This window comes from Nocardia kruczakiae NBRC 101016 (assembly GCF_001612965.1).
GTDB classification, from domain to species: domain Bacteria; phylum Actinomycetota; class Actinomycetes; order Mycobacteriales; family Mycobacteriaceae; genus Nocardia; species Nocardia kruczakiae.
This window is the reverse complement of the sequence record NZ_BDBL01000032.1, coordinates 90,648-110,520: the sequence shown is the minus strand read 5'-3', so window position 1 is coordinate 110,520 and position 19,873 is coordinate 90,648. Positions and strand designations below refer to the sequence as shown.

Annotated in this window: 19 protein-coding genes; 12 read left to right on the top strand and 7 right to left on the bottom strand. The window is 68.4% G+C overall.

Going from position 1 to position 19,873, the window contains the following annotated elements; all coding sequences use genetic code 11:
• Nucleotides 1-109: 109 nt before the first annotated feature.
• The 4 genes from NK1_RS23015 (at nt 110) to tsf (ending at nt 2,946) form a co-directional block, all read left to right on the top strand.
• Entirely contained in the window at nt 110-490 is a 381-nt protein-coding gene (locus NK1_RS23015; protein WP_063011782.1) for a YidH family protein, read from the top strand.
• Nucleotides 487-852: a DUF202 domain-containing protein gene (locus tag NK1_RS23010; RefSeq protein ID WP_063011780.1), complete on the top strand. Its 366-nt coding sequence runs from the start codon at nt 487-489 to the stop codon at nt 850-852. The genes NK1_RS23015 and NK1_RS23010 overlap by 4 nt, the downstream gene beginning before the upstream one ends.
• A gap of 267 nt (nt 853-1,119) precedes the next feature.
• Nucleotides 1,120-1,998, top strand: a complete 879-nt coding sequence (rpsB, locus tag NK1_RS23005) for a 30S ribosomal protein S2 (RefSeq protein ID WP_030513085.1) — start codon at nt 1,120-1,122, stop codon at nt 1,996-1,998.
• A gap of 123 nt (nt 1,999-2,121) precedes the next feature.
• Nucleotides 2,122-2,946, top strand: coding sequence for a translation elongation factor Ts (gene tsf, locus NK1_RS23000; RefSeq protein ID WP_063011778.1), 825 nt, complete (start codon nt 2,122-2,124; stop codon nt 2,944-2,946).
• Between the two features lie 60 nt (nt 2,947-3,006).
• Here the strand turns inward: tsf and NK1_RS22995 are convergent, their stop codons facing one another.
• The gene (locus NK1_RS22995) at nt 3,007-3,324 is read right to left on the bottom strand and encodes a hypothetical protein (protein WP_063011776.1); all 318 of its coding nucleotides are present in this window, start codon (nt 3,322-3,324) and stop codon (nt 3,007-3,009) included.
• Nucleotides 3,325-3,521: 197 nt separating this feature from the next.
• On the opposite strand from NK1_RS22995, the gene pyrH reads away from it, so the two are divergent.
• The 3 genes from pyrH to NK1_RS22980 all read left to right on the top strand — a co-directional run bounded on the left by pyrH (nt 3,522) and on the right by NK1_RS22980 (nt 5,868).
• Complete coding sequence (pyrH, locus tag NK1_RS22990) at nt 3,522-4,256, top strand: UMP kinase (RefSeq protein WP_036503626.1); 735 nt, start codon at nt 3,522-3,524, stop codon at nt 4,254-4,256.
• Nucleotides 4,257-4,319: 63 nt separating this feature from the next.
• Nucleotides 4,320-4,877: a ribosome recycling factor gene (gene frr, locus NK1_RS22985; protein ID WP_062962886.1), complete on the top strand. Its 558-nt coding sequence runs from the start codon at nt 4,320-4,322 to the stop codon at nt 4,875-4,877.
• Between the two features lie 103 nt (nt 4,878-4,980).
• Entirely contained in the window at nt 4,981-5,868 is an 888-nt protein-coding gene (locus tag NK1_RS22980) for a phosphatidate cytidylyltransferase (RefSeq protein WP_063011818.1), read from the top strand.
• A 15-nt stretch (nt 5,869-5,883) separates the two neighbouring features.
• On the opposite strand, the gene NK1_RS22975 is transcribed toward NK1_RS22980, so the two are convergent.
• Nucleotides 5,884-6,231 (bottom strand): LapA family protein, encoded by a 348-nt coding sequence (locus NK1_RS22975; RefSeq protein ID WP_063011774.1) that lies wholly within the window; start codon nt 6,229-6,231, stop codon nt 5,884-5,886.
• A gap of 135 nt (nt 6,232-6,366) precedes the next feature.
• Between NK1_RS22975 and rlmN the strand changes: the two genes are divergently transcribed.
• The gene (rlmN, locus tag NK1_RS22970) at nt 6,367-7,476 is read left to right on the top strand and encodes a dual-specificity RNA methyltransferase RlmN (RefSeq protein ID WP_039779781.1); all 1,110 of its coding nucleotides are present in this window, start codon (nt 6,367-6,369) and stop codon (nt 7,474-7,476) included.
• A 63-nt stretch (nt 7,477-7,539) separates the two neighbouring features.
• Here the strand turns inward: rlmN and NK1_RS22965 are convergent, their stop codons facing one another.
• The 5 genes from NK1_RS22965 to aroF form a co-directional block, all read right to left on the bottom strand.
• Nucleotides 7,540-8,238: a DUF8020 domain-containing protein gene (locus NK1_RS22965; protein WP_063011772.1), complete on the bottom strand. Its 699-nt coding sequence runs from the start codon at nt 8,236-8,238 to the stop codon at nt 7,540-7,542.
• 80 nt (nt 8,239-8,318) lie between these two features.
• Nucleotides 8,319-10,142 (bottom strand): asparagine synthase (glutamine-hydrolyzing), encoded by a 1,824-nt coding sequence (gene asnB, locus NK1_RS22960; RefSeq protein ID WP_063011769.1) that lies wholly within the window; start codon nt 10,140-10,142, stop codon nt 8,319-8,321.
• A 14-nt stretch (nt 10,143-10,156) separates the two neighbouring features.
• Nucleotides 10,157-11,596: a phenylacetate--CoA ligase family protein gene (locus tag NK1_RS22955; protein ID WP_063011767.1), complete on the bottom strand. Its 1,440-nt coding sequence runs from the start codon at nt 11,594-11,596 to the stop codon at nt 10,157-10,159.
• An 11-nt stretch (nt 11,597-11,607) separates the two neighbouring features.
• Nucleotides 11,608-13,236, bottom strand: coding sequence for an HAL/PAL/TAL family ammonia-lyase (locus tag NK1_RS22950; protein ID WP_063011764.1), 1,629 nt, complete (start codon nt 13,234-13,236; stop codon nt 11,608-11,610).
• On the bottom strand, nt 13,233-14,288 hold the full coding sequence (gene aroF / locus NK1_RS22945) for a 3-deoxy-7-phosphoheptulonate synthase (protein ID WP_063011762.1): 1,056 nt from the start codon (nt 14,286-14,288) through the stop codon (nt 13,233-13,235). The genes NK1_RS22950 and aroF overlap by 4 nt, the downstream gene beginning before the upstream one ends.
• Before the next feature lie 438 nt (nt 14,289-14,726).
• On the opposite strand from aroF, the gene NK1_RS22940 reads away from it, so the two are divergent.
• Genes NK1_RS22940 through NK1_RS22925 form a run of 4 tightly spaced genes read left to right on the top strand, consistent with a single transcriptional unit; the run spans nt 14,727 to nt 19,790 of the window.
• Entirely contained in the window at nt 14,727-16,334 is a 1,608-nt protein-coding gene (locus tag NK1_RS22940) for an ABC transporter substrate-binding protein (RefSeq protein ID WP_063011760.1), read from the top strand.
• A complete protein-coding gene (locus NK1_RS22935; RefSeq protein WP_063906086.1) occupies nt 16,331-17,359 on the top strand; it encodes an ABC transporter permease in 1,029 nt (342 codons plus the stop codon). The genes NK1_RS22940 and NK1_RS22935 overlap by 4 nt, the downstream gene beginning before the upstream one ends.
• Entirely contained in the window at nt 17,356-18,213 is an 858-nt protein-coding gene (locus tag NK1_RS22930; protein ID WP_063906085.1) for an ABC transporter permease, read from the top strand. The genes NK1_RS22935 and NK1_RS22930 overlap by 4 nt, the downstream gene beginning before the upstream one ends.
• Nucleotides 18,210-19,790 carry an ATP-binding cassette domain-containing protein gene (locus NK1_RS22925; protein WP_063011758.1) on the top strand — a complete coding sequence of 527 codons (1,581 nt, stop codon included), beginning with the start codon at nt 18,210-18,212 and terminating at the stop codon, nt 19,788-19,790. Before NK1_RS22930 ends, NK1_RS22925 begins: the two co-directional genes overlap by 4 nt.
• Nucleotides 19,791-19,873 lie beyond the last annotated feature (83 nt).

Here is a 19,873-nt window from a genome sequence, read left to right as displayed (position 1 = left end):
GTCCGCCGCGCGTGATGTCGAGCCGTCGCCTGCACCCGCGGCCGAGTCGTCGCCCGCGCCTGCGGCTGAGTCGTCGCCCCCTCCCGTGGCTGAGTCGTCGCCCCCTCCCGTGGCTGAGTCGTCGCCCGCTCCCGCGGCCCAGCCGTCGCCCGCCCCCGCCGAGGGGCCCGACCTCGACTACCGATTCACCCTCGCCGGTGAACGCACCTTCCTCGCCTGGATCCGTACCGCCCTCGGCCTGCTCGCGGGCGGGGTCGCGGTGCACGAGTTGGTGCAGCCGTTCGGCCATCACGACATCCGATCGGTGCTGGCGATCAGTTGCATCGTGCTGTCGGCCGTCATCGCGCTCGGCGCGTTCGGCCGCTGGCGGCTGGTGGGCGCGGCGATGCGGGAGGGCCGTCCGCTCCCGAACACGGTGATGGTGCCGATTCTGGCGATCGGGATCGCCGTCATCGCCATGCTGGCCGGAATCGGATTGCTGCTGTCATGACCGCGATCCCGCCGAATCGTCCGCCCGCGGTCCCGGCCGACCGCGGTTTGCAGGCCGAGCGGACGGCATTGTCCTGGTGGCGGACCGCCGTGGGCGCCATGGCCAATGCGCTGCTGTTCCTGCACGTCGCCTTGACCAGCGGTGACCTCGCCGCCACCGTGCTCGCGCTCGTGGCGATCGGCGCGCTGGCGGTGATCTCCACCGTCTGTGTGGTGCGCAGCCGGACCCTGCACACCCATGCGTGGGGGAGGTGGAGCGACGGGCGGATCGCGATGTCGACGACGAGCGCGGCGATCTGTGTCGTGGCGTCGGTGGCGCTCGTGGTGGCGTTGCTGGAGTCGACGCCCGGCTGGCATCTCTGAGCTGATCTGCGCATCGGCAGGTTGCCCGGCGTCCGCTGGGCGGGGGGTGGGAATCCGGGCGTGACCACCCCGTTTATGTTCTCACCTGCGCTGGTCGTAGACTGACAACGCGGTTCGCTGTACGCGGATCGACTCCGCGCGTCCGATCTCGGTGCCGTCGGCTGGTCCTCCCGAATTTTTCCGGAAGGTCCGGCGGCCACGGACGCCAGGGCAGAGATCGACCCTCGATTTCTGCGTCAACCGGCTCAGAAAGGCGGGTACGCAGCTATGGCTGTCGTAACCATGAAGCAGCTGCTCGACAGCGGCGCACACTTCGGTCACCAGACCCGGCGGTGGAACCCGAAGATGAAGCGGTTCATCTTCACCGACCGCAACGGCATCTACATCATCGACCTGCAGCAGACGCTGACCTACATCGACAAGGCCTACGAGTTCGTCAAGGAGACCGTCGCCCACGGTGGCACCGTTCTCTTCGTCGGCACCAAGAAGCAGGCTCAGGAGTCGATCGCGGCCGAGGCGACTCGCGTCGGGATGCCCTACGTCAACCAGCGCTGGCTGGGTGGCATGCTCACCAACTTCTCCACCGTGCACAAGCGGCTGCAGCGCCTGAAGGAACTCGAGGCGATGGAGCAGACCGGTGGTTTCGAGGGCCGCACCAAGAAGGAAATCTTGATGCTGACCCGCGAGAAGAACAAGCTGGAGCGCACCCTCGGCGGTATCCGCGATATGGCCAAGGTTCCCTCGGCCATCTGGGTCGTCGACACCAACAAGGAGCACATCGCCGTCGGTGAGGCTCGCAAGCTGAACATCCCGGTCATCGCGATCCTGGACACCAACTGCGACCCCGACCTGGTCGACTACCCGATTCCGGGTAACGACGACGCGATCCGCTCGGCCGCGCTGCTCACCAAGGTTGTCGCTTCCGCGGTCGCCGAGGGCGTGCAGGCCCGCGCCTCCCGCGCCTCGGGCGATGTGAAGCCCGAAGCCGGCGCCGGCGAGCCGCTCGCCGAGTGGGAGCAGGAGCTGCTGGCGCAGGCGACCCCGGCCGCCGAGGGCGGCGAGGCTGCTGCCGAAGCTCCGGTCGAGACCGCCGCCGAGGCGGAGCTGAAGGAAGAGCCGGCCACCAAGACCCCGGCCGACTTCTGATCCGGCGCGGTTCCCACCGCGATTGTCTGTTCACCCTGCCGGCCCTTCCTGTTCGGAAGTGGTCGGCATGGTGGTGCTAAGAGACCTGACAACTTTCGTAAATCTTCGAGGAGGCTCGCCACGATGGCGAACTACACCGCCCAGGATGTGAAGCGGCTCCGCGAGCTCACCGGCTCCGGAATGATGGACTGCAAGAAGGCCCTGGAGGAGACCGACGGCGACTTCGACAAGGCCGTCGAGGTGCTGCGGATCAAGGGTGCCAAGGATGTCGGCAAGCGTGCCGAGCGCGCCACCGCCGAGGGCCTGGTCGCCGCGCAGAACGGCGTGATGATCGAGCTCAACTCCGAGACCGACTTCGTCGCCAAGAACGACGAGTTCCAGAACACCGCCGGCGACATCGTCGACGCCGCCGCCAAGGTGCGCCCGGCCGACCTGGAGGCGCTCAAGGCCGTCGACGTCAACGGCAAGACCGCCGACCAGGTGGTGCAGGAGCTGGCCGCCAAGATCGGCGAGAAGCTCGAGCTGCGCCGCGTCGTGTCCTTCGACGGCCCGGTCGCGACCTACCTGCACAAGCGTTCCTCGGACCTGCCGCCGGCCGTCGGCGTGCTGGTCGAGTACCAGGGTGAGGGCGACGCCGCGGCCGAGGTCGCTCGCGCTGCCGCGATGCAGATCGCCGCGCTGAAGGCCAAGTACCTGACCCGCGAGGATGTCCCGGCCGATGTCGTCGCCAAGGAGCGCGAGATCGCCGAGGCGACCGCCAAGGAAGAGGGCAAGCCGGAGGCCGCGCTGCCGAAGATCGTCGAGGGCCGCGTGAACGGCTTCTACAAGGACGTCGTCCTGCTGGAGCAGTCCTCGGTCACCGACAGCAAGAAGACCGTCAAGCAGCTGCTGGACGACGCCGGTGTCACCATCACCCGCTTCGCCCGCTTCGAGGTCGGTCAGGCCTGATCTGCCGGAAAGGCCCCCGGTGCGACGAATTCCGTTGCGCCGGGGGCCTTTCGGTATCGATCAGCCGTAGCAGCCGCCGGGATTGATGCATCCGCTGCTGCCCGTGACGGCCCAGTTCGCCAGATACGGGATCGCCGGCAGCAGGCTGATGATCGGCGTGCTGCTGTCGACGCTGCCGAACGCGGCCTCGGTACTGCCGGTCTGGATCGGTCCGGTGAAACTGGCCGGTGTCGCCGAATCCACGCCGTCCGGCGCGGGGGCGGTTTCCGGTGTCAGGGGAACGACCGCCGCGGTGGCGGGAGAGGCGATGGCGAGGGGTGCGGCGCCGAGCAGTGCCGCGGTGCAGAGAATGTGAACCGTCCGGCGAGTGATCGTCATGCGCCCGCACCTTATTTGAAACAACAACGTTTCGCAGTGGGATAGGGAATTGTCGCGTATTCGAGGGTCGGCTCACCGGCGCGACCGCTCGTGGTGCAGGATGGACGCAGCGTGTTACCGTCCCGCGCGAACAATCGCGCCCGGGAGGGTGATTTCCCGTGCGTGCGCTCGCTCGACTGCCGAGGATTAGGAGACCGATGACGGACCCGGATACGGCGCCCGACCGCAAGGGCTATCGCCGAGTACTCCTCAAATTGGGTGGGGAGATGTTCGGCGGCGGCGAGGTCGGGCTCGACCCGGATGTGGTCCAGACCGTAGCCGAGCAGATCGCCGAGGTCGTCTCGACCGGCGTGCAGGTGGCGGTGGTCATCGGTGGCGGCAACTTCTTCCGCGGCGCCGAACTCGAGGAGCGCGGCATGGAACGGGCCCGGTCCGATTACATGGGTATGCTCGGCACCGTGATGAACAGCCTTGCGCTGCAAGACTTTCTGCAGAAGCAGGGGGTCGACACCCGCGTGCAGACGGCCATCACCATGGGACAGGTCGCGGAGCCGTATCTGCCCCTGCGCGCGAAGCGGCATCTGGAGAAGGGCCGGGTGGTGATCTTCGGCGCCGGTATGGGCATGCCGTACTTCTCCACCGACACCACCGCGGCGCAGCGCGCGCTCGAGATCGGTGCCGAGGTGGTGCTGATGGCCAAGGCCGTCGACGGCGTCTTCACCGCCGACCCCAAGGTCGAGGCGGAGGCGAGCATGTTCTCCGAGATCACTCACAAGGAAGTCCTCGAGCGTGGACTCAAGGTGGCCGATGCCACCGCGTTCAGTTTGTGTATGGACAACCAGATGCCGATGCTGGTGTTCAATTTGTTGATCAAGGGCAATATCGCCCGCGCGGTGGCCGGTGAGAAAATCGGCACACTGGTTCGGTCCTGAACCCTGTGGGGATCGGTCCTCGCGAATTCCGGGCCCCGAAACGATGCTGTGGAGGAAACGGTCGTGATTGATGAAGCGCTCTTCGACGCCGAGGAGAAGATGGAAAAGGCTGTCTCGGTGGCGAAGGACGACCTCGGAGGTATTCGGACCGGCCGCGCCAACCCGGGCATGTTCAACCGGGTCGTGGTCGAGTACTACGGCTCGCCGACGCCGATCACCCAGATGGCCAGCATCACCGTGCCCGAACCGCGCATGGTCGTCATCAAGCCCTACGAGCAGGGGCAGTTGCAGACGATCGAGACCGCGATCCGCAATTCGGATCTGGGTGTGAATCCGACCAACGACGGCACCATCATCCGCGTGGTGATTCCACAGCTGACCGAGGAACGCCGCCGGGAACTGGTGAAACAGGCGAAATCCAAGGGGGAGGACGCCAAGATCGCCATTCGTAACGTGCGGCGCAAGTCGATGGACGAGCTGAACCGCATTCAGAAGGACGGCGAGGCCGGCGAGGACGAGGTCGGTCGCGCCGAGAAGGAACTGGACAAGACCACCCAGAAGTACGTTGCCCAGATCGACGAGCTGGTCAAGCACAAGGAATCGGAACTGCTCGAGGTGTGAGACTCGGCCCGGCGCGACGATGCGGCACGGGCCCGGGGACGGAGTGGACGAATAAGTGAGCGACGGGACAATCGTGGCCGAAGAAGCCGCAGCCGGCGAGACGATGCCGGCGAGCGACCCGGCCGGTGCAACACCGGCTCCCGACACGCCCTCGGCGCAGCCGAGCGGTAAGCCCTCCCGCGCCGGTCGCAATTTACCGGCCGCGCTGGCGGTCGGTGTCGGCCTCGGCGCATCGCTGATCGCGATCCTGCTGTTCGTTCCGAAGGTTCTGATCGGAGTCATCGCGGTCGCGATGGCGATCGCCACCTGGGAGGTCGCCAAGCGGCTGCGCGAGGCCGACGTCCTGGTGCCGCGGGTGCCGCTCATCGTCGGCGGACAGGCGATGATCTGGCTGGCCTGGCCCTACGGCACCGAGGGAGTGGCGGGCGCCTTCGCGGCGACCGCGCTGGTGTGCATGGTGTGGCGCCTGTTCGACCACGGCCTGGCGGCCACGCCGCGAAACTTCCTGCGCGACACCGCGATCACGGTGTTCGTGGTGTCCTGGATCCCGCTGCTGGCCTCGTTCGCGGTGCTGATGCTGCAGCAGGACGACGGCAATCTTCGCGTGCTGACCTTCATGATCCTGGTGGTCTGCTCCGATGTCGGCGGATATGTGGCCGGCGTGCTGTTCGGCCGCCATCCGATGGTGCCGGCCATCAGCCCGAAGAAATCGTGGGAGGGTTTCGCCGGATCGCTGGTGTTCTGCATCATCGGCGGACTGCTCACGGTGACGTTGCTGCTGCAGGCCAATTCGATGATCGGCGTGCTGCTGGGTGTCGCCATCGTGCTCGTGGCGACCTGCGGTGATCTGATCGAATCGCAGATCAAGCGCGAGCTGGGCATCAAGGATATGGGCACGTTGCTGCCCGGGCACGGCGGCATCATGGACCGCCTCGACTCGATGCTGCCCTCGGCGTTCGTCTCCTGGCTGGTGCTGACCGCCCTGCTCTGACCCCCTTGCTCGGGCTCAGCGCCGCTTGGCCGCGCGCCGCAACTGCATGATCCGCCAGCCGCCGGCCAGCGCCATCACCAGCGCTCCGGCGATCACCGACAGCAGCAGCGTGACACCGAGCGGCATGTTGAACTGCCAGAAGAACAGGTGGATCCGGACCTGATCGAGGTTCTGCAGGATGAAGATCAACAGCAGCACCCCGATGACCGCCGCGGCCACCAGCGCCACCCAGGTGTAGCCCGCGCGGGTTTTGAGGGCTCGGTTGCGGCGGACGGGTGCGGTCGAGGGCGGATTGTCGACGCGCGGGGGATCGGTGTGCGGGACCGGATCCGGTCCGGGGCTCGGTACTGCGTCGCTGGTCATATTTCGATCATTCCCGATCGCTATGGCGGATATGTGTATCTCCGGAATACCCGTTCGTCCGCGCCGTAACTGTGATCGGGTTATCCCTGCCCGCAGGCGCCGGGCCGGCACCGGCAATGCGACACTGGAAGGGTTATGACTACCTCCCTGCCGCTCGTTTTCGATGCCCCGCGCCGTGGAATGCCGCCGCGGCATCTCGCCGACCTCGATTCGGCCCAGCGGCGGCAGGCGGTGGAGGAACTCGGACTGCCGAAGTTCCGGGCCGATCAGATCGCCCGGCAGTACTACGGGCGGTTGCAGGCCGATCCGCGGCAGATGACCGATCTGCCCGAGCCGATGCGGGAGAAGATCGCCGAAGCGTTGTTCCCGCCGCTGCTCAGCGAGGTGCGGCAGGTGGTGTGTGATGCGGGCACCACGCGCAAGACGCTGTGGCGCGCCGGTGACGGCACCCTGCTCGAGAGCGTGCTGATGCGCTACCCCGACCGCAACACGCTGTGCATCTCCAGCCAGGCCGGCTGCGGGATGGCCTGCCCGTTCTGCGCGACCGGGCAGGGCGGACTGAACCGCAACCTCTCCACCGCCGAGATCGTCGACCAGGTGCGCGCGGCCGCCGCGGCGCTGCGCGACGGTGAGGTGGCCGGCGGTGCCGGTCGCCTGTCGAACATCGTGTTCATGGGAATGGGCGAGCCGCTCGCCAACTACAAGCGTGTGGTGGCCGCGGTCCGGCGAATCACCTCTCCCGCGCCGGACGGCCTGGGTATCTCGCAGCGCAATGTGGTCGTGTCGACGGTCGGTCTTGCCCCCGCGATCCGCAAACTGGCCGACGAGGGCCTGTCGGTGACGCTGGCCGTTTCCCTGCACACGCCGGACGACGAATTGCGGGATACGTTGGTGCCGGTCAACAATCGCTGGTCGGTTGCCGAAGTCCTCGACGCCGCACGGTATTACGCCGACAAGACCGGCCGCCGGGTCTCGGTCGAATATGCCCTGATCCGCGATATCAACGACCAGCCGTGGCGTGCCGACATGCTGGGCCAGAAGCTGCACAAGGCGCTGGGCGCCCGCGTCCACGTGAACCTGATCCCGTTGAATCCGACCCCGGGCTCGAAGTGGGACGCCTCACCGAAACCTGTTGAGCGGGAATTCGTTCGGCGGGTGGAGGCACAGGGTGTGCCGTGCACCGTACGCGATACCCGCGGGCAGGAGATCGCCGCGGCCTGCGGACAGCTGGCGGCCGAGGGTTAGACACCGCTCGGCGGAATGGCCGTCGGGCAGGCCTCCGGCGATCCGGAAGCCCGCCCGCACCGCCTATCCCGCCGGTTTGGTGAACGGCTGGTTGATGGTTGTGAAGTATTGCGCCGCGGCCAGAATCGCCACCGGCGCCGTCACCAGCAGCTGACCGATCAGGGTGCCGAGGGCGCCGATCGCCACGATGCCACCCACGCAGCCCACCGCCGCCGCAGGAACGAACGGGCCGAACAGGCCGACGATCGTCGCGGAGGCGACGGTGGCTCCGGCGATGCCGCCGAGCAGGCAGCCGATCGCGCCGCCGCTGAGTCCGCCGATCAGCGTGCCGATCGTGGCGCCCGCGCCGATCGTGCTGGTCAGGCGGGACCATGCGGCCTGTTCGCGGTCATAGGGGGTCTTCCACGGCGCCTGATCCTCGTACGGCAGCGCGACGGGGCGGTATGTCGCGTGCGCGAGATCCAGTTGCGGTGTCAGGGTCGCGGTGTGGCCCGAGATGTCCGCGGCGATCGGGAAGACGAAATCGTCCACCCGGAAGGACAATTCGGTGCCCGCGAGCACGGTGCCGTCGGCCGCCTCGATCCTGAAGACGCCGGCCTCGTCGGTCAGCGAACCGCTGTCGGTGCGGATGATCGTCGACGTCGGGGTCGTGGTGGCGGTGTAGTTCACCGCTCCGGCCTCGGCCGGATCGGCGTGGGCGAGCGCGGGCGCCACACTCAGTGTGGTGGCCAGCAGTGCGCTCGCCGCGATCATTTTCCTCATCTTTTCCTTTCCTCTCCCGAAACCCGGTCCGCGCCATCGGTTGTCGACGAGGGCCGGTGGTGGGTACGTGCCGGATGCGGCTACAGCCGCACCTCGACGCGGTAGTCGCGCAGCCAGGTGTTGAGCTGCAGGGCGCGGGGCAGCCAGGGCGGCGGGGTGAAGGTGCCGCTGTGCCAGCGATCGCCCTCGGCGAGTTCGGCGAGCGCGCCGGTGTTCAGCAGAGCCAGCGCGGGGGCGCTCGGATCGGCCAGCATGGCTCGGGTGGCCTCGCGCACCGCGGCGAGATATTGCGGGCTCTGGCCGAACGGGAAACCGCTCTTGGGTCGCTTGGCGACCTGTGGTGGCAGCCAAGGCTCGGCCGCGGCGCGCAGGATCCCCTTCTCCTGGCCGCCGTGGCGCTTGAGATCCCACGGCACGTTCCACAGGTATTCGACGAGCCGGTGATCGCAGAACGGCAACCGGACCAGCAGGCCGGTGCGCATGCTCATCCGGTCCTTGCGGTCGAGCAGGAACGGCAGGAAACGGGTGAGTTCGAGATGGAAGACCTCCCGGATGCGCCGGTCCGGACCCTCTTCACCGTCGAGCGGGGACAGTTCGGCGACGGCCTCGCGATGCCGGTGCACCACCGCCGCGTCCAGGTCGAGATGGGCGCGCAATTCGGGCGACAGCATCGCGTTGCGATCGGTGTTGCCCGCGGCCCACGGGAAACTGCCGCTGGACGCGGCGGCCTCGGCCGCGAACCACGGATATCCGCCGAAGATGTCGTCGGCGCCTTCTCCCGACAGCACCACGTCCGCGTATCGGCGGACCTCCCGGAACAGCAGGTAGAGCGAGACATCCAGATCGCCGACGCCGGGGATGTCGCGCGCCCGCAGCGTTTCGCCCATCTCGTCCAGCAGGGCGGGGGCGTCGAGGAGGACCTCGGTATGGTCGGTGCCGACATGGTCCACCACCGCACGCACGTACGGCGCGTCCCGGCTGACGTGCAGGGCGTCGGGCGTGAAATCGGTGTCGCTACCGGCGAAGTCGACCGAATAGGTGGCCAGTTTCGCGTCGCCACGCGCCCGCGCCGCCAAGGCGGTGATGACGCTGGAATCCAGACCGCCGGACAGCAGCCCGGCGGCCGTGCCGGTGCGGGTCTGCCGCTCGACGATATCGGTGAGCAAATCACGCAGCGTGGCGATCGTGGTGTCGACATCGTCGGTGTGCGGTGCGCTGACCGGCTGCCAGTACCGGTGGTGGTGCAGGCCGTTGTGATCGGCGCGCACGATCCAGCCCGGCCGCACCTCGCGCAGTCCGCGATAGACCGCGTCACCCGGACGCCGCATCGCCACCGTGAAGATGTCGATCAGCCCCTCGACATCGACCTGCGGCCGGAACAACTCGTTGGCCAGCAACGCTTTCGGTTCCGAGCCGAACAGCAGCCCGCCGGGGTGCTCGGCGTAGTAGAGCGGTTCGATGCCCAGCCGGTCGCGGGCCAGCAGCAGTTCGCCGCGACGCACGTCCCACACGGCGAAGGCGAACATGCCGTCGAGGCGGCGCACCGCGTCGGCGCCCCACTCCAGGTAGGCGTGTAGCACCACCTCGGCGTCGGGGTCCGTCGCACCGGTGAAGGCGTGGCCGCGGGCGGTCAGTTCGTGGCGGAGTTCGGCGGTGTTGTAGATCTCGCCGGACAGCGTGAGCACCGCGATCGGCCGTCCGGCCTCGCCGGTGACGACGGGCTGCCCGTTGTCGAGCAGATCGGCGACCGCGAGGACGTTGCGGCCCAGCGCGATTCGCTGTTCCAGCCAGATGCCGCCGCCGTCGGGACCGCGGTGGGCGAGTGCGTCGGACATGGCCCGGACCGTCGCGGTGTGCTCGCGCAGATCGCGGTCGCGGTCGAGCCAGCCGGTGATTGCGGACATGAGTCGTGGCCTCCTCAGGCACCGGGTGCGAGTTCGGCGATCGTCTGCCGCACCACGGCGTCGATCGGGGCGGGCAGCCGGTCCCAGTTCTTCTCGTCGTCGAGGTCGAGGACCCGCGAGAGCTTCCAGCCGAGGTACTGGCCGAGAGAGGCCAGCGGCGGCAGCACCGGCACCGGACGGACGGTCACTTCCTCGCGGCCGAACAGCGCCCGCAACCGGCCGGCCAGCACGTCGGTCCACGGGCCGGCGGGGTCGCCGTCGTAGGTGACCAGGAAGACGACCTGGCGGCCGCGCACGACGACCATGTAGTTGAAGACCGTCGCCGCGGGCAGCGGCTGTTCCCACACCGCCGCCTCGAGGTCGTTCTGCCGAATTCCGTTGCGGTCCAGGACCAGAAGGTCCTGGGAACGTCCCTGGGTGAGCAGGACCGGGGTGGCGACCCCGCACGGGCACGGGGTCGCATCGATCTCGACGAGATCGCCGGTGCGGTAGCGCAGCAGCGGCCGGGCGGGCAGATCGAGCGTGGTCAGCACCAGTTCACCGCGATCGGAAGTGTTCCCGATGCGGCGAATTCCGTTGTCGTCGGCCAACTCCAGCAGGAAGCTCTGCGGTTGCAGGTGGAGCTGTCCCCGCTCACAGGTGACCGCGGGTGTTCCGGTCTCCGAGGAGCCGTAGGAGGAGACGTACGATTGCGCGCCGGTCAGGCGTTCGAGGTGACGGCGGAAACTGGGGCCGGTCTGTTCGGCCATCAGCAGTAGCCGATCGAAGCGTGGCGCCGGCAGATCGTTGCGGTGGGCGAACTGCACCATTTCCAGCAGCCGCGACGGCGGTCCGACGAAGACGTTCGCGCCGAGTTGGTCGACCAGCCGTAGCACCCGGGTGTAGTCGCCGGTGATGTTGTCCACCCAGGGCCGCAGCGACATGACCTCGAGGTATTCCAGCGCCTTCTCGAACTGGTAGGCGGCCGGGGCGAACGGGGCGTTGATCAGAATCAGCGCGATATCCTCCGGCTGCAGCAGCCGGGCCCACATCTCGCCGATGTTGACGGTGTTGACCAGCAGATCGTCCAGCGCCTTCGGCGCGGCGGCGGGATCGCCGGTGGTGCCGGAGGATTCGTAGTAGTGCAGGAATTCGTTCAGCGGCCGGGTGAACGCCTCGGCCCCGAACCGGCCCAGTTCGCGCTTGCCGAGCAGCGGGAGCGACGGCAGGATCTCGGTGAGCGCCCGCTCGTCGGAAATCATTGTGCCCGCGTCGATCTCGGCGAGCAGATCGGCCGGCAGCCGCCCCTCGTACATAGGGGAGCCGGCGGCGGCCCGGACGGTTCGCAGCAGTTTCGCCGCGTGAACCCCGTCGAGGTCGGCGGTGCCGTCGAGCACCGAGCGAACCAGGCGGGTGTGTTCATCGAGCAGGGCCTCGTTCTTCGCGCGCGTGCGCGCATCGCGTAACAGCAACATCGGTACGGCTCCTAACCGTGGGGGGTGAGAAGGGGATCGGCGACGCCGGCGGCGGCACGCACCGATCCGTCGGCGATCAGCCGGGCGACCCGCTCGATATCGCGGTCCATGCGGCGGTCGCGGTCGGTGAAGGGGACGTGCGCGCGAATCAGTTCGTGGACCCGGCGCACCGCGGGCGCTGCCTGTGCGGCGCCGCGGATATCGATCGCCTGCGCGAGCGCGATGAGGTGGATGGCGGTGACCTGCCGCGTCAACTCGATGATGGTCCGCGCGTCGCGGGCGGCGATCGTGCCCATGCTGACCTTGTCCTGGTTGTGCGATTCGGTCGAGCGCGACAGCACGGTCGCCGGACCGCTGAGCCCGAGTGCCTCGGCGGTGACCGCGGACGCGGCGATCTGCATGCCTTTGAACCCGTGGTGCAGACCGGACTGCCGGTCGGACTCGGGCAGCGGCGCGACGAGATTGGCGGTCAGGCCCGCGTTGAACTTCTCGTCCACCACCAGGGCGAGCTGGCGGTCCAGCAGATCGGCGAGACTGGCCACGGCGACCTTCAGGCTGTCCATCGCCTGTCCGACGTGGCCGGCGTAGAAGTTGCCGCCGTGATGCAATTCGCCTGTCTCCCAGGCGAAGAGCGGATTGTCGGTGGAGGAGTTGATCTCGGTCTCCACCCACCTGCGGGTCCACTCGAGACTGTCGCGCAGCACGCCGTTGACGTGCGGTGCGCAGCGCACCGAGTACTTGTCCTGGATGCGGTGGTCCAGCAGCAGGAACCCGCGGCCGTCCAAGGTGTCGCGGCGGACCAGGATCTCCTCGTAGCTGGTGGTGAGCTGCGAACCGGCGAGCAGTTCCCGGATCAGCGCGGCGCTGGCGCCCTGACCCGGATGGGGCTTGTTGGCGTGCACGAACGGATGGAAATGAGAAGCGTTGCCCAGCAGCGCTTGACAGGTCATCGCCGTGGCGACGTCGGCGGCGTAGGCCAGCTCGGCCGCGTCGGTGAGCGCCAGCGCCGCGAAGGCCGCCGTGAACGAGGTGCCGTTGATCAGCGCCAGGCCCTCCTTCGGGCCCAGCGCGACCGGTGCGATGCCCGCCTCGCGCAACGCGTCGAGCGCCGGCCGGGTCTCGCCGCGGTAGCGCACCTCGCCCTCGCCGATCAGCGCCGCCGCGAGGTAGCACAGCGGCACCAGATCGCCACTGGCGCCGAGAGATCCGCGTTCGGGGATCAGCGGCAGGATGTCTTCGTCGAGGTGCCGCAGCAACGTCGCCACCACCTCGGGGCGGATCGCGGACGGCCCGCGGGTGAGGCAGTTCGCCCGGATCAGCATGGTGGCGCGGGCGACCTCCTGGGTCGCGATCGGCCCCACGCCGTTGAGGTGGTACAGGATCAGATTGCGCTGCAGCGCAGCCGCTTTCGACGGTGCGATCTGCCGGTTGACGCTGTCGCCGAATCCGGTGGTGACGCCGTAGATCGGTATCCCGGTTTCCAGCAGTTCGTTCTTCAGCAGCACCGACTCCGACATCCCGGCCTGGGCCACCGGTGCGATGCTGACCGAGATCGGCGCGTCGCGTCGCGCCACCGCCGCCACATCGGCGAGTTGTAAACCGTTGCCGTCCAGAACCAGTTCGGTGCTCGTGGTGGTCATGACAGTTCGGCCAGCAACTCGGGGGTGGAGACGAATTCACGGCCGAGGGCGCTCGCGAGCGGGCGCAGATCCGCGCTGAACCGGTCGAACTGCGCCAGATCGAGCGACTGAGCGCCGTCGGAGAGCGCCTCGTGCGGGCGCGGATGCACCTCGACGATCAGTCCGTCGGCGCCGGCGGCGAGGGCGGCGGCCGACATCGGCGGCACATATCGCGTCGCGCCGGTGCCGTGGCTCGGATCGACCAGAATCGGCAGGTGGGACAGTTCCTTGACCACCGGAACGGCGTTGAGGTCCAACGTGAACCGGGTCGAGCGCTCGAATGTGCGGATCCCGCGCTCACAGAGGATGACGTTGTCGTTGCCGTGCGCGAGCAGATATTCCGCCGCGTTGAGCCACTCGTGCACGCTCGCCGACATGCCGCGCTTGAGCAGTACCGGCCGCCCCGTCAGCGCCAATTCGGTGAGCAGGCTGAAGTTCTGCATATTGCGCGCGCCGACCTGCAACACGTCGGCGGCGTCGCCGACCAGCTCGATATCGCGGGCGTCGAGGATTTCGGTGACGATCGGAAGTCCGGTCTGCGCCCGCGCCTCGCGCAGCAGTGGCAGCCCGATGTGGCCGAGGCCGTGAAAGCTGTAGGGGGAGGTGCGCGGTTTGAAGATGCCGACGCGCAGCATGGCCGCGCCGGCGGCCTTGACCCGATGGGCCGTTTCCAGCAGTACTTCCGGGGTTTCGGCCGAGCACGGCCCGGCGATGATCACCGGCCTGCCGTCGCCGACCGGCACCGAGCCGACGTGCACCACCGACCCCTCCGGCCGATGTGCCCGCGCCGCGAGCGGAAACGACGTCCCTTCCGGCAGTACGCGGGTCACGTACTCGCTGCGGGTGAGTTCGGCCTCCAGGACGGGACCGGAGGCGCCCCACGCCACGATCAGGAAGCCGTCGCGGGTGCGCCGGGTGGTCGCGGCGGCGGGCAGTTGCCGGATCCGGGACAACAGGTCCTGCAACCGGTTTTCGTCGATATCGCCGCGGGTGTGCGCTACATAGACGGTCATCGTGTCGGCCTCCTCGGGTCGCCGAACCCTGGGGCAGCAGCATTGGTGCGAGCCAGGCGGGAAGAAAACGATCGAATTGCGATCGCACATCATTCTGTTTCGGCCGGGAATATCGGTCTTCCGGCCACGGCCCTATTGCGTTCGGGTCCAGTGGCGTGTTTTCCGGACATCGACCCGTACCGGAGACCGGGTTCGGTCCCCGGCTGTGGGCCGTCCCCGCATTTCTGTACTGGACTTTTGCCGGTCGAATTACCGCGCTCCCAGCGGTTAGCTTTTGTCAATGTTTGGAATCCGTCGTCGGCGAAAAGCTGTGTGCCGGCCTGTCGTCGACTTCACTGAAATTCCCCGTAGCCCGTCCGATGCGCGCCCGGCGCGCCGACGAAAGAATGTGTGATGCGAAAAAAGAGCCGGTCGATTTCCGGATCGATCGCGGGAGTAATGGCGATAGTCGCGCTGGTCACGGCCTGTTCGTCCGGTGGTTCCGGCGCGGATGAGGAATCCGCCACGCCGGTTTCCGGCGGTACGCTGACCTACGCCTCCTATCGCGACGCGACGTGCATGGATCCGCATGTCAGTCCGGGTGACATCGTCGGAGAACTACAGCGCAACGTATTCGACTCGCTCGTCGCGCAGAAATCCGACGGCACCTTCGCTCCGTGGCTGGCGAGCGCGTGGAAGATTTCCGCCGACGGTAAAGAATATGTGTTCACACTGCGCCCGGATGTGAAATTCTTCGACGGCACCCCATTCGATGCCGCAGCGGTGAAGGCCAACTTCGAACACATTCTCGCGCCGACCACGAAATCGCAGTACGCGGCGAGTCTGCTCGGGCCCTATGCCGGCACGGACACCGTCGACGACCACACCGTGCGAGTCCGCTTCACCCAGCCGTACTCGCCGTTCCTGCAGGCGGTCAGCACCGCCTACCTGGGGTTCTACTCACCGAAGGTGCTGGCCGAGCACCCGGACGAGCTGTGCGGAGGTGGCCGCTACGCGGTGGGGACCGGGCCGTTCCGGGAGCTGACCGTGACCCACGGCCAGGGCATCGAATTCGAGCGGAATCCGGACTACGGCTGGCCGCCGGCGACCGCGCGGCACACCGGTCCGGCGTATCTGGACAAATTGTCGGTCCGGTATCTCACCGAGGACGCGGTGCGCACGGGCGCGCTGCGGGGTGGGCAGGTCGATGTGATCGCGGGTACGCCGCCGGCGGATTATCAAGCGCTGCAGCAGGATCCGGCGTACCGGATCGTTCGCGGTGATGCGCCGGGGGCGCCGTACACGTTCTTCTTGAATCAGTCGAAGGAGCCGTTCTCCGATATCCGGGCGCGGCAGGCGGTGAGCGCGGCGATCGATATCGACGGCATCGTCGACAGCATCTATCTGGGGGTCTACCCGCGTGCGTACGGACCGCTGTCCGCCTCGACTCCCGGCTACGACGCCTCGGTGGAGAAGCGGCCGGGGTACGACGTGGCGAAGGCCAACCGCCTGCTCGACGAACTGGGCTACACCGGGCGTGACGCGCAGGGCTATCGAACCAAGGACGGTCACCGGTTCGGCCTGGTGTTGCCCTACGCCTCGAATCTGGTGCGGGAGTCCCGGGATCTGGTCACCCAGGCGGTGCAGCAGGATCTGAAGAAGGTCGGCATCGAATTGCGGCTCACCCCGGTCGATTACGGGACCTACACCACGATCATCGCCGCCAACGGCTACGACCTGGTCGGCGCCAGCTGGGGCCGATCCGATGCGGACGTGCTCGCCACGCTGTACCAGTCGGACCGCTCGGTCGCCAAGGGTGGCGCCAACAACGGAAAGGTGGCCGACACGCAACTGGACGCGCTGCTGCAGCAGGGCCGTGCGACCGCCGATCCCGCGCAGCGGGCCGCCGCCTACAAGCAGGCGCAGCAGTTGATCCTCGACAAGGCCTACGCCCTGCCGATCTACGTTTTCACCGGTGTGTACACGGCGGCCGCGCGTGTGCACGGCTTCGGGCTGGATGCCAACGGCTGGAGCAACTTCTACGACACCTGGGTGGACCACTCGTGACCGGGCAGGTGGTTCGCATCCTCGTCCACCGGATCTGGACCGGTGCGCTGGTATTGCTGGGTGCGGTCACACTGACCTTCTTCGCCCTGCGGCTGGCGCCGGGAAATCCGGTCGACACCCTGCTGGGCGCCCAGACCAGCGCGTCGCCGCGCGTGCGGGCGCAGATCGCCGCCGATCTGGGACTGGATCAGCCGGTGTGGCGGCAGTATCTGCACACCGTGGTGCGTCCGCTCACCGGTGATCTCGGCCGTTCCTATCAGCTGCAGGAGGATGTGAAAAGCCTGCTGCTGAGCCAACTTCGGCCCACCGCGGAGCTGGCGCTGTGTGCCCTGGTGCCTGCCGTCCTGGTGGCCGTGCTGGCGGCGACCTCGACGGCCGGGCGGGGGCGGTTCGTGCGCGCGGCGGTGTCCGGCGCGGAACTGCTCGCGGTATCACTGCCGCCGTTCTGGCTCGGACTGCTGCTGATCACCGCATTCGCCTTCCGGCTGCACATCTTCCCGGTCGCCGGTGACCACGGCGCGGCGAGTCTGGTGCTGCCGGCGCTGAGCCTGGCGGTACCGATGGCGGGCGAATTGGGGCAGGTGCTGCGCGGAAATCTGGACCGGACCCTGGAACAGCCGTTCGTCGCGACACTACGGGCGCGCGGGCTGTCCGAGCCCGGCCTGCGCGTGCGCCACGCGCTGCGCCACGGATCGCTGGCCACGGTCACCATGACCAGCTGGATGCTCGGCACGCTGTTCAGCGGGACCGTGCTGGTGGAGACGTTGTTCGCGCGGCCCGGCATCGGCCGGATCACCGTGAACGCGGTGACCACCAAGGACTTTCCGGTGGTGAGCGCGGTGGTGCTGCTGGCCGCGGTGCTGTTCGTGGTGATCAATCTGGTGGTGGATCTGCTGTACCTGGTCCTCGATCCGCGGCTGCGTGCGCCCCGCGCGCGGCCGCCGCGCGTGCCGGCCGCCGCGCCGGCGAGCATCGTCGTTGCGGTCGTGGCCGATGCCGAACCCGTCGGAAAGGGGACGCCGTGAGCAGATGGTCCGAAGCCCTGGGGAGAAATCCCGGGGCGCGACTGCGATCGGTGCCGTGGCCGGTATGGATCGCCGCGGCCGTCTTCGTCTTTCTGGTCGTCGCCGCGCTGGCGCCGGATCTGGTGACCGGAGTGGACCCCACCGCGATGGCCCGCCGCCAGACCCTGCGGCCGCCGAGCGGCGAACACCTGTTCGGCACCGACCAGCTCGGCCGCGACGTCTTCGCCAGAACCGTGCACGCCACGCGGATCTCGCTGGGCATCGGGATGGTGGCGACGGCGATCGGATTCGGCCTGGGCGCGGTGATCGGACTGCTCGCCTCGGGCCCCTCGCGCTTGCTGGATGCGGTGCTGATGCGGCTGACCGACACTATGCTGGCCTTTCCCGGGATGCTGCTGGCACTCGTGGTGATCGCGGTATCCGGGCCGGGAGCGCGCAATTCGGCCATCGCCATCGGGCTGGCCACCATCCCGTACTACGCCCGGCTGGTCCGGTCGCAGGCGCTCGAGGTGCGCCACAGCGGATATGTGGAGGCCGCGCGCACTCTGGGACAGAGTCGATCGCGGATCGCGCTGCGCCACGTCCTGCCGAATGCGCTGACGACGCTGGTGGTGCTGGCGACGCTCGGCGTGGGCACCGCGATCGTGGCGGGTGCGGGCCTGAGTTTTCTCGGCCTGGGCGTGATCCCGCCGACGCCCGAATGGGGCTCGATGCTGTCGGAGGGACGCAATCTCGTCGGCCGGGCCTGGTGGATCGGGGTGTTCCCCGGATTGTTCGTGGTCGCCTCGGTTGTCTCGATCACGGTGCTGAGCCGGTACTGGCAGCGCCTGGCGGAAGGAAGGACCGCGCGATGACAGCACTCGAATTCGAGGATCTCACCGTCTCTTTCGGCGAGACCGAAGTCGTCCACGGCATCTCGCTGCGCGTGCGGGCCGGTGAATGCGTGGCCGTCGTGGGCGAATCCGGTTCCGGCAAAAGCGTTTCCGCGCGTGCTCTGATCGGGCTCACACAGCGCGACGGCCGCGTGCGGGCGGCGCGGTTGCGCATCGGCGACCACGACGCGCGCGGGTGGTCGCAGCGGCGCTGGCGGACCGTGCGGGGCAGCACCGTCGGCTATGTCACCCAGAACGCGCTGGCGTCTTTGGATCCGTTGCGGCGGGTCGGGCAGGAGCTGGGCGAGGCATTGCGGGTGCACCGCAGCGTCCCCGCGGCCTCGATTCCCGACCGTGCGCTGGAGCTGCTGCGACGGGTGGGAGTACCCGATCCGGTCAACCGGTTGCGGCAGTACCCGCACGAGCTTTCGGGGGGCCTGCGCCAGCGGGTCCTGATCGCGAGTGCCCTCGCGGCGCAACCACAGTTCCTCATCGCCGACGAACCGACCACCGCCTTGGACGCCACCGTCCAGCGCCAGATCCTCACGCTGCTGCGTGACATCCGCGATGCCGGTACCGGTGTGCTGCTGATCAGCCACGACCTGGCCGTGGTCGCCGAGGTGGCGGATCGGATCGTGTTGATGCGTGACGGCCGGATCGTCGAGGAGGGCGCGACGGCCGATATACTCGGCCGTCCCGAACACGAGTACACGAAACTGCTGCTGGCCGCGGTGCCCTCGGCGCATACCCGGGGCGCGCGGCTCTCGCCGGTCGAATTCGATCTCGCCGCGCAGTTGCCCGCCCGGGCGGCGGTGACGACGACGGAACCACTCGTGCGGCTGGCGGGCGCGCACCGCCGTTTCGGTAAGCCCGACGGCGGGGTCACCGTCGCGCTCGACGGGGTCGATTCGGTGGTCGCGCCCGGCCGGGTGGTCGGTGTGGTGGGCGAATCGGGTTCGGGCAAGAGCACTTTCGCGCGGGTGCTGCTGGGGCTCGAGCGGCTCGACTCCGGTTCCGTGACGGTCGCTCCCGGCGCCAGTGTCCAGGCGGTCTTCCAGGATGCGCTCGGCTCGTTCGATCCCCGGTTCACGGTGCGCCGGGTCCTGGCCGAGGCCCTGGAGGCGGGCCGGGTACCGCGCGCCGCCCGCGACGACCACGCCCGCCGGCTCCTGGCCGCGGTGGGATTGTCCGAGACGGTGCTTGCTCGTCGTCCGCTGGAACTGTCCGGTGGTCAGCAGCAGCGGGTCGCGATCGCACGGGCGCTGGCCCCCGGTCCGGATGTGATCGTCTGCGACGAGCCGGTGTCGGCGCTGGATGTGTCGGTGCAGGCCCAGATCCTGGATCTGCTGCTGCGGGTGCGCACCGAACTCGGTGTGGCACTGGTGTTCATCTCCCACGACCTCGGTGTCGTCCACCACGTCAGCGACGAGATCCTGGTCATGCGGGCGGGGCGGGTGGTCGAATCCGGCCCGGCCGACGAACTGTTCGCCGACCCGCGTGACACGTACACGCGCGAACTGCTCGCCGCGGTGCCGACGCTCCCGGTGGCGCGAGACTGAGCCGGGCGGCTCGAAAGCCGTTGCGGGCCGGGCGTTCCCGGGCCACGGACCGGGGCGTGGATCCGGGCTACGGGCCGAAGACG

Coding starts and splice junctions, on each gene's coding strand:
- NK1_RS22925 (WP_063011758.1), top strand. CDS start 18,210: ATGACAGCACTCGAATTCGAGGATCTCACCGTCTCTTTCGGCGAGACC.
- aroF (WP_063011762.1), bottom strand. CDS start 14,288: ATGACCGTCTATGTAGCGCACACCCGCGGCGATATCGACGAAAACCGG.
- rlmN (WP_039779781.1), top strand. CDS start 6,367: ATGACTACCTCCCTGCCGCTCGTTTTCGATGCCCCGCGCCGTGGAATG.
- NK1_RS22995 (WP_063011776.1), bottom strand. CDS start 3,324: ATGACGATCACTCGCCGGACGGTTCACATTCTCTGCACCGCGGCACTG.
- NK1_RS22980 (WP_063011818.1), top strand. CDS start 4,981: ATGCCGGCGAGCGACCCGGCCGGTGCAACACCGGCTCCCGACACGCCC.
- NK1_RS22940 (WP_063011760.1), top strand. CDS start 14,727: ATGGCGATAGTCGCGCTGGTCACGGCCTGTTCGTCCGGTGGTTCCGGC.
- pyrH (WP_036503626.1), top strand. CDS start 3,522: ATGACGGACCCGGATACGGCGCCCGACCGCAAGGGCTATCGCCGAGTA.
- asnB (WP_063011769.1), bottom strand. CDS start 10,142: ATGTCCGCAATCACCGGCTGGCTCGACCGCGACCGCGATCTGCGCGAG.
- tsf (WP_063011778.1), top strand. CDS start 2,122: ATGGCGAACTACACCGCCCAGGATGTGAAGCGGCTCCGCGAGCTCACC.
- NK1_RS23010 (WP_063011780.1), top strand. CDS start 487: ATGACCGCGATCCCGCCGAATCGTCCGCCCGCGGTCCCGGCCGACCGC.
- NK1_RS22955 (WP_063011767.1), bottom strand. CDS start 11,596: ATGTTGCTGTTACGCGATGCGCGCACGCGCGCGAAGAACGAGGCCCTG.
- NK1_RS22975 (WP_063011774.1), bottom strand. CDS start 6,231: ATGACCAGCGACGCAGTACCGAGCCCCGGACCGGATCCGGTCCCGCAC.
- rpsB (WP_030513085.1), top strand. CDS start 1,120: ATGGCTGTCGTAACCATGAAGCAGCTGCTCGACAGCGGCGCACACTTC.
- NK1_RS22965 (WP_063011772.1), bottom strand. CDS start 8,238: ATGAGGAAAATGATCGCGGCGAGCGCACTGCTGGCCACCACACTGAGT.
- NK1_RS22950 (WP_063011764.1), bottom strand. CDS start 13,236: ATGACCACCACGAGCACCGAACTGGTTCTGGACGGCAACGGTTTACAA.